This is a genomic window from Methylacidimicrobium tartarophylax (genome assembly GCF_902143375.2).
GTDB classification, from domain to species: Bacteria; Verrucomicrobiota; Verrucomicrobiia; order Methylacidiphilales; family Methylacidiphilaceae; genus Methylacidimicrobium; species Methylacidimicrobium tartarophylax.
On record NZ_CABFVA020000086.1, the window covers coordinates 45244 to 51962 of the forward strand.

Annotated in this window: 6 protein-coding genes; all 6 read right to left on the minus strand. The window is 61.0% G+C overall.

Annotated features, from left to right (window positions below):
* Nucleotides 1-2: 2 nt before the first annotated feature.
* Nucleotides 3-572: a dCTP deaminase gene (dcd, locus tag MAMT_RS08115; protein WP_142660475.1), complete on the minus strand. Its 570-nt coding sequence runs from the start codon at nt 570-572 to the stop codon at nt 3-5.
* Entirely contained in the window at nt 556-1434 is an 879-nt protein-coding gene (locus MAMT_RS08120; protein WP_178087021.1) for an SDR family NAD(P)-dependent oxidoreductase, read from the minus strand. The genes dcd and MAMT_RS08120 overlap by 17 nt, the downstream gene beginning before the upstream one ends.
* A 16-nt stretch (nt 1435-1450) precedes the next feature.
* Entirely contained in the window at nt 1451-2968 is a 1518-nt protein-coding gene (gene pyk / locus MAMT_RS08125) for a pyruvate kinase (RefSeq protein ID WP_142660477.1), read from the minus strand.
* Nucleotides 2965-4749, minus strand: a complete 1785-nt coding sequence (aspS, locus tag MAMT_RS08130; RefSeq protein ID WP_142660478.1) for an aspartate--tRNA ligase — start codon at nt 4747-4749, stop codon at nt 2965-2967. The genes pyk and aspS overlap by 4 nt, the downstream gene beginning before the upstream one ends.
* 24 nt (nt 4750-4773) lie before the next feature.
* Entirely contained in the window at nt 4774-6027 is a 1254-nt protein-coding gene (gene hisS, locus MAMT_RS08135) for a histidine--tRNA ligase (protein WP_142660479.1), read from the minus strand.
* 66 nt (nt 6028-6093) lie between these two features.
* Nucleotides 6094-6429, minus strand: coding sequence for an HU family DNA-binding protein (locus MAMT_RS08140; RefSeq protein ID WP_142660480.1), 336 nt, complete (start codon nt 6427-6429; stop codon nt 6094-6096).
* Nucleotides 6430-6719: the final 290 nt, after the last annotated feature.

The following is a 6719-nucleotide window of genomic DNA, read 5'->3' on the forward strand; positions in this document are numbered from 1 at the left end:
GATCACGGCAAGGGGATAGTGATCCCCTTCTGCCGCATATATTTCCCGTTGCGATCGGCATAGGAAGTCTCGCACGGTTCCGCCGCTTCCAAAAAGATGACCTGGGCCAATCCCTCATTGGCGTAGACCTTCGCCGGCAGCGGAGTCGTATTCGAAATTTCCAGGGTCACATGCCCTTCCCACTCCGGCTCGAACGGGGTCACGTTCACGATGATCCCGCACCGAGCGTAGGTCGATTTCCCCAGGCAGATTGTGATCACATTCCGAGGGATCCGAAAATGTTCGACGCTCCGCGCCAAGGCAAAGGAGTTGGGAGGAATGATGCAGGCATCGGCCCTGACATCCACAAAGGAGCGGGGATCGAAGAGCTTGGGGTCGACCACGGTGTTGAACACGTTGGTGAAGATCTTGAACTCATTGGATACGCGCAAGTCGTAGCCGTAGCTGGAGAGTCCATAGCTGACCACCGGCTCTTCCGAGGAGGCCCGTCGCACTTGGGCTTCCACAAAGGGTTCGATCATCTTCTCCTCCAGCGCCTTTCGCCGGATCCAAGAATCAGAGTGGACGCCCATCGCTTCTCTTCTCCATGAATATCCGCTCGTCCGCCAATTCCCCGCCCGGCCTGCGCTTTCCCGACAGCGCGGCCCGGTACACGATCCGCAGCAGAGGGAGCGGAACGTAGGAGAAGATCGCCGCGCAAAGTCTGGGCACAAACCCTGGCGTGACCTGGGACTTTCCCCGGCTGGCGGCCTCGAGCGAACAGCGAACCACCTCCTCGGGAGAGGTCCACATGAAGGGTGGGCCACCAACCTCCTTGAGATCCTCCGGACACCGCACCGCGCGCTCGAAGAACTCGGTAGCCACGGCCGCGGGGCAGACTTGGGTCAGGGTGACTCCGGTCCCCGCCAGCTCCCATTCCAACCCGTGAGAAAGGCTATGGACGTAGGCCTTGGTCGCCGCATAGGCCGAATAATAAGGAAGGGGACGCAAGCCCGAAATCGAGCCGATGTTGATGATGCACCCTTTGCCTCGCCGGATCATTCGCGGAAGCAACCACCAGAGGAGAAGCGTAAAGCCCCTGACGTTGAGATCGAGCATGTCGCGGAGGCGGCGCAAGTCAGCGCGGTAAAAGAGCCCGAAATCTCCCACTCCCGCGTTGTTGACCAGCAGATCCACCTCGACCCGTTCGGTCTCCAGTCGATCGATCACCGCTTCGATCCCTTCGGGAGCGGCCAGGTCGGCGGGGGCGACGATGATCTGCGCCTTCGGGTGGTTTTTCCGGATCTCCTCCGCCAGCTCTCGAAGACGCTCTTCCCGGCGAGCGGTGAGAACCAGGCACCCGGCTTCCGGGGCGAGCTGTCGGGCAAACTCCGCTCCCAGCCCGGAAGAGGCACCGGTGATCCACGCCGAACAGCCCAGAAAAGATTGCCTCACCACCTTCTCATTCGTCCTATTCGACTTGGTAAAGCACAACCGAACGAGCGCGCTCTCCGAGAAGCGGCACCTCCGAAAGAAGAACCACCTTGTCGCCGGAGGAGATTGCCCCCCTCTTCCGAAGCTCTCTTTCCGCAATCGCGAGCCCTTCTTCCTGGCTTGTGGGATACCGGGACGCAATCGGCTCGCTTCCGTAGCAGAGCATGAGCCTCCGACAAAGATCCTCCTCTCCGACCAACGCGTAGATCGGAGAGTACCGAGGCCGAAGACCGGACACGGCAGTCGTGAGCTTGCCCTGACGCGTGAAGACGCAAATCGCCGCAGCCCGAGTCTGATCCGCTAAATGGACGGCCGCACTGGCGATCTCTTGCTGATCCTTGGTTAATTCGGCGAGCGTCGCATAGCCCGCTCCTCCACTCCGCTCGGTCCGCCGGATGACCCGGTCGAGAACGGAGACGCACTCGAGCGGATAACGGCCCGCCGCCGTCTCCCCCGAAAGCATCAAGGCATCGGCCTGTTCGTAAACGGCATTGGCGATGTCCGTAATCTCGGCACGCGTGGGGACCGGATTCTGGGTCATGCTCTCCAACAAGTGTGTTGCCACAATGACAGGTTTCATCTCCTGCAGGCAAATCTTCACGATCCGTCTCTGAATGATCGGGAGATCCTCGAAAGGACACTCGATCCCCAGATCTCCGCGAGCGACCATGATCGCGTCGGCCGACTCCAGGATTTGAGGCAGGTTCCGCACGGCGGCTTGGTCTTCGATCTTCGCGACGATGACCGCCTTCGATCCCCTGGCGATCAGGATCTGACGCAAAAGATCGACATCATTCGCCTCCCGGACAAACGAAAGAGCGAAGTAATCCATCTGGCACTCCACCCCGAGGTCGATATCCTGCAAGTCCTTATTGGTCAAGGGAGGAAGGTTCACCCGAACTCCAGGCAAGTTGATGTGGCGGCGGCTTCCCATCACCCCGGGAGTGACCACCTCGCAGCGGACGCGGAAGCCCTGCTTGTCGAGCACCTTCATCTGAATCACCCCGTTATCCACGAGAACCACGTCGCCCACCCGCAGATCTTGGGCCAGATCGTCGTAGTTCACGGAAACGGATCGCTCGTCAACGCTCGGATCCCCGCGCACCGTGAAGGTAAACGTGTCTCCGGGATGAAGCTCGAGCCGGGCAGCCAGATCCCCCGTGCGGATGGCCGGTCCTTGGGTGTCGAGAAGAAGCCCTACATTTCTGCCGAAACGGCGGCTCCGCTCGCGCACAAACGCACTCGTCCTCCGCACCCAATCCGGAGAAGCATGGGACATATTGAAACGGAAGATGTCCACTCCACGCGCGATCAACTCTTCGATCTTCTCTTCGGATTCGCTCGCCGGACCAAGTGTCGCAATGATCCTTGTCTTTCGCTTTCGCGTGCGCTCCGTCGCGACCGCTTCTCTCTGCTCTTCCTCGCTCCCCGGGGCAACGTCCGGACTCAACGCATCGTAGGGGTAGGACCCCCGCTTCTCTCCGCGTGCACTCATGCGTCGCCCCTCCCGGTAGTGATCTTCAGTTCTCGAAGCTGCTTCGCCTCGACCCGCGACGGCGATCCCGTCAACGGATCCATGCCATGTCGATTCTTCGGAAAGGCGATGACGTCCCGAATCGATTCGGCTCCGGCCAAAAGCATCACGAGCCGATCCAGGCCGAGTGCGACACCACCATGAGGTGGGGCGCCGTAACGGAAGGCTTTGAGCAGGTGGCCAAAGCGCTGCTCCTGTGTCTCGGCATCGATGCCTAGCACCGAGAAGATCTTCTGCTGCAAATCCGCCTCGTGAATCCGGATGCTGCCCCCGCCCAACTCCGTCCCGTTGAGAACAATGTCATAGGCCAATGCTCTCAGCTCTCCGTAGCGCCCTTCGTCCAGAAGCGGAAGGTCTTCGGCATGCGGCCGGGTGAACGGATGATGCATGGAGGTCCAGTGGCCCTCTTCCCGATCATAGGCCAGCAAGGGGAAATCCGTCACCCAGAGAAACTTCCATTCCGTATTTCCTTTCCGCTCCCCGGAGAGATCGGCCAGTCGCAGACGAACGCGACCGAGGATCTCGCAGGCGAGATCCCACTGGTCGGCGGCAAAGAGGAGCAGATCGCCCTCCGTCGCCCCGAGCGTGCGGGCAAGCGCATCCCGCTGCCCGGCCGTCAGAAATTTCCCGATCGGCGATTTCCACCCGGAACTCTCCACGCGAACATAAGCCAAGCCTTTCCCTCCGAGGCTTCGGGCAAGATCCTCGAGTCCGGTCAACTCCGAGGCCGCGATGTGGGCCAGCCCCTTCCCATTCACGGCCTTGACGACCCCGCCTCGATCCAGGACGGCCCGGAAGACTTTGAGATCCGACTCGCGAAAAATCTCGCCGACATCGTAAAGATCGATCCCGAAACGGAGATCCGGCTTGTCGCTGCCATAGCGATCCATCGCCTCCCGGTAGCTCATGCGGCGGAAGGGGAGCGTCAGATCGACGTCGAGTACGTCGCGAAAGATCTTCCTTAGCATTCCTTCGACCCAGAATTGAATGTCTTCGGGCTCGACAAAGGATGCCTCCAGATCGACTTGGGTAAACTCGGGCTGCCGATCCGCTCGCAAGTCCTCGTCTCGGAAGCAGCGGGCTATCTGGTAGTAGCGCTCGATTCCCGCGACCATCAGAAGCTGCTTATACTGCTGTGGGGCTTGGGGGAGGGCGTAGAAGGAACCAGGGATCAGCCTGCTCGGAACCAGAAAATCCCGCGCTCCCTCGGGCGTGCTCTTCGAGAGGATCGGGGTTTCCACCTCCAGAAACCCCTGGGCGTCCAGATATTCTCTGACCGCCCTGCTGATCCGGTGACGAAGCTGGAGGTTTTCCAGCATCTTCCGCCGCCGCAGATCCAGGAAGCGGAAGCCGAGCCGAAGCTCTTCGTTTTCGACCACCGCATCCAGGGGAAACGGGAGCGGCGGACACGATCCCAGCAGCCGAACAGAATGGGCGACCAGCTCGATCTCTCCGGTCGCCAAGCCGCTGTTCTCGGTTCCCTCCGGTCTCCGCGCCACCTGCCCCTCGACTTGCACCAGATCCTCGGCATGCAGAGCCTTCCCGATCTCCGCCGTCTCGGGATGCTCCTCCGGATGAAAGACAATCTGGGAAACTCCCTCCCGGTCCCGAAGATCGACGAAGACAAGCCCGCCATGATCGCGCCGCCGGTCGACCCAGCCGCACAGCCGCACATTCTTGCCTACGTCGGCCGCCCGTAATTGAGCGCAATGATGGGTGCGCCACCGGTTCGCGATTCTCATCCCGATCCTTTCCAATTCGAGAAGCTAGGACTGGGGCGCTCCGCCGCCCGATTCGCGCTCCCTGCCTCCCGACTGCAGAAGCGATCCGATTGCCGCGAGCGAAACGACCTGGCTCTTCCGGGAAGCCACCTCCCGCACTTCGGCGTTCCCTTCCATGACGCGGAAGTCCGCGAGAAGAACATGCCGGGCGCCCACCGCCTCCGCCCGCTCCCACTGTTTCTTGGGTCTGGCAGCATGGAGCGGATAATCGACCGAAAAGCCCTGGTCCCGCAGCGATTGTACCAGCCGAACGGCCGCAGGACGAACCTCTTCCTCGGAAATCACGACAAAGAGCTCCGGCCGCGCGACGCTCGCGCAAAGCTTTTGTTTCGCCCGAAGCAGCTCTCCGAGAACCACGTCCCCCATCCCAAATCCCACCGCCGGCATCCGCTCTCCGCCGAGACGCTCCAGAAGATCGTCATACCGGCCGCCTCCCGCGATGGCCCGGAAGGCGCCTTGCCGGTCGAACACCTCGAACACGGTACCCGTATAATAGGCGAGGCCCCGCACCACGCGGTAATCTTGCTCGGCGAACCCCGAAAGCCCTCGCGCGCTTAGGCTCGCCAAGACCCGCTCGACCGGCTCCCATGGCTCCCCTTCGTCGATCAGGCGAAAGACGGGAGCGGCCAGAGAACCCAACGCCGCTTCGGTCGTTTCCCGCGGCTGCCTCTCGATCTTGTCGATCGCCTGGAAGAGCCCATAACGCTCCTCTTCCCTCACCTTGTGCCGCTCGAAAAACCGGACCCAGAACCCACGGTCGCTCACCCGCACCACGAAATCCTCCGGCCCCAGGCCAAAGCCGCGCAGGAGATCGATCAGCAGAGAGATGATCTCGACGTCCGCTTCGAGAGATTCTTCTCCCAAGATATCACAGTTCCACTGAAAGTGCTCACGCAGCCGGCCCCGCTGCGCCCGCTCATACCGGTAGAGCTGAGGGATCGAAAACCATTTGAGCGGCTTTCGATAGTCGCGATGGCGTGCTTGGACCATTCGCACGAGCGTCGGCGTCATCTCCGGCCGCATGGCCACCAGTCTTTCCCCTCGATCGGCGAACTGGTAGACTTGCTCCAGGATCTCGGAGCCCGATTTCTTCCGATAAAGCTCCAAGGGCTCGAGCACCGGGCCATCGTACTCGACGAAGCCGTAGCGCCGGGCGGTGCTCCGCCAACGGCAGAGGATGGCTTCCCGGAAGGCAAGATCCTCCGGGTAAAAATCACGAAATCCGGGAAGAGGCTGCATGGTGCGGCTCCCGCTCTTCACATGAAGCGGGTCGGCAAGATCAGGCACTATTCCCAACTAGACGCTTCAGCGCGAGCTTTTTTTCCCAGCCTCCTCCTCCAGGAGTTCTTTCGTGACCTTTTGCAGGATTCGCTTGACCTGTTTCCCCGGCTTGAAGCGAACAACCGCGCGAGGCGGAATCGTGATGTCCCGTCCGGGACTTCGGGGATTCCGGCCGACTCGGGCGCGACGCAAAGCGACCTCGAACACCCCGAAGTTCCGCAACTCGATGTTCTGCCGACTCCCGAAGCTCTTCATCAGGATCTGCAACAAGGAGCCCAGCACTTTCGCCGCCTGCTGCTGCGGAAGCTTGGTCTCCTCCGCAACCTGCACCACCAAATCCCTTCGCGTCAGGTTTCCCATAGATCGATCCGTTGTGGCTTCCTTCTCCGGAAGCCGTTTCTACGGAAAGAATAGGCTGAAACTGGACCGGCACAACCGAAAAAAGCGAAAGGAATGCCTTTTGCCGTCCCGCCCCACCCTGCATGGCGGCTGACCGGAAAGCGAATTTCCCCGCCTCGGCTTGCAAATCCAGGCGCGTCTGCTTTCCTTGGGCTCGGCATGTGCTTGTTCCCGTTTCTAGCCTGCATATCTCACAAGCGATCTCCTGCGGCTTGCGAAATGGGCCTGTTTGCTTCGTTGCGCCTTGGTTT

What these genes read in the sequence shown, in the direction of transcription:
- dcd (WP_142660475.1), bottom strand. Translation starts at nt 572, where the DNA reads ATGGGCGTCCACTCTGATTCTTGGATCCGGCGAAAGGCGCTGGAGGAG.
- hisS (WP_142660479.1), bottom strand. Translation starts at nt 6,027, where the DNA reads ATGCAGCCTCTTCCCGGATTTCGTGATTTTTACCCGGAGGATCTTGCC.
- pyk (WP_142660477.1), bottom strand. Translation starts at nt 2,968, where the DNA reads ATGAGTGCACGCGGAGAGAAGCGGGGGTCCTACCCCTACGATGCGTTG.
- MAMT_RS08140 (WP_142660480.1), bottom strand. Translation starts at nt 6,429, where the DNA reads ATGGGAAACCTGACGCGAAGGGATTTGGTGGTGCAGGTTGCGGAGGAG.
- aspS (WP_142660478.1), bottom strand. Translation starts at nt 4,749, where the DNA reads ATGAGAATCGCGAACCGGTGGCGCACCCATCATTGCGCTCAATTACGG.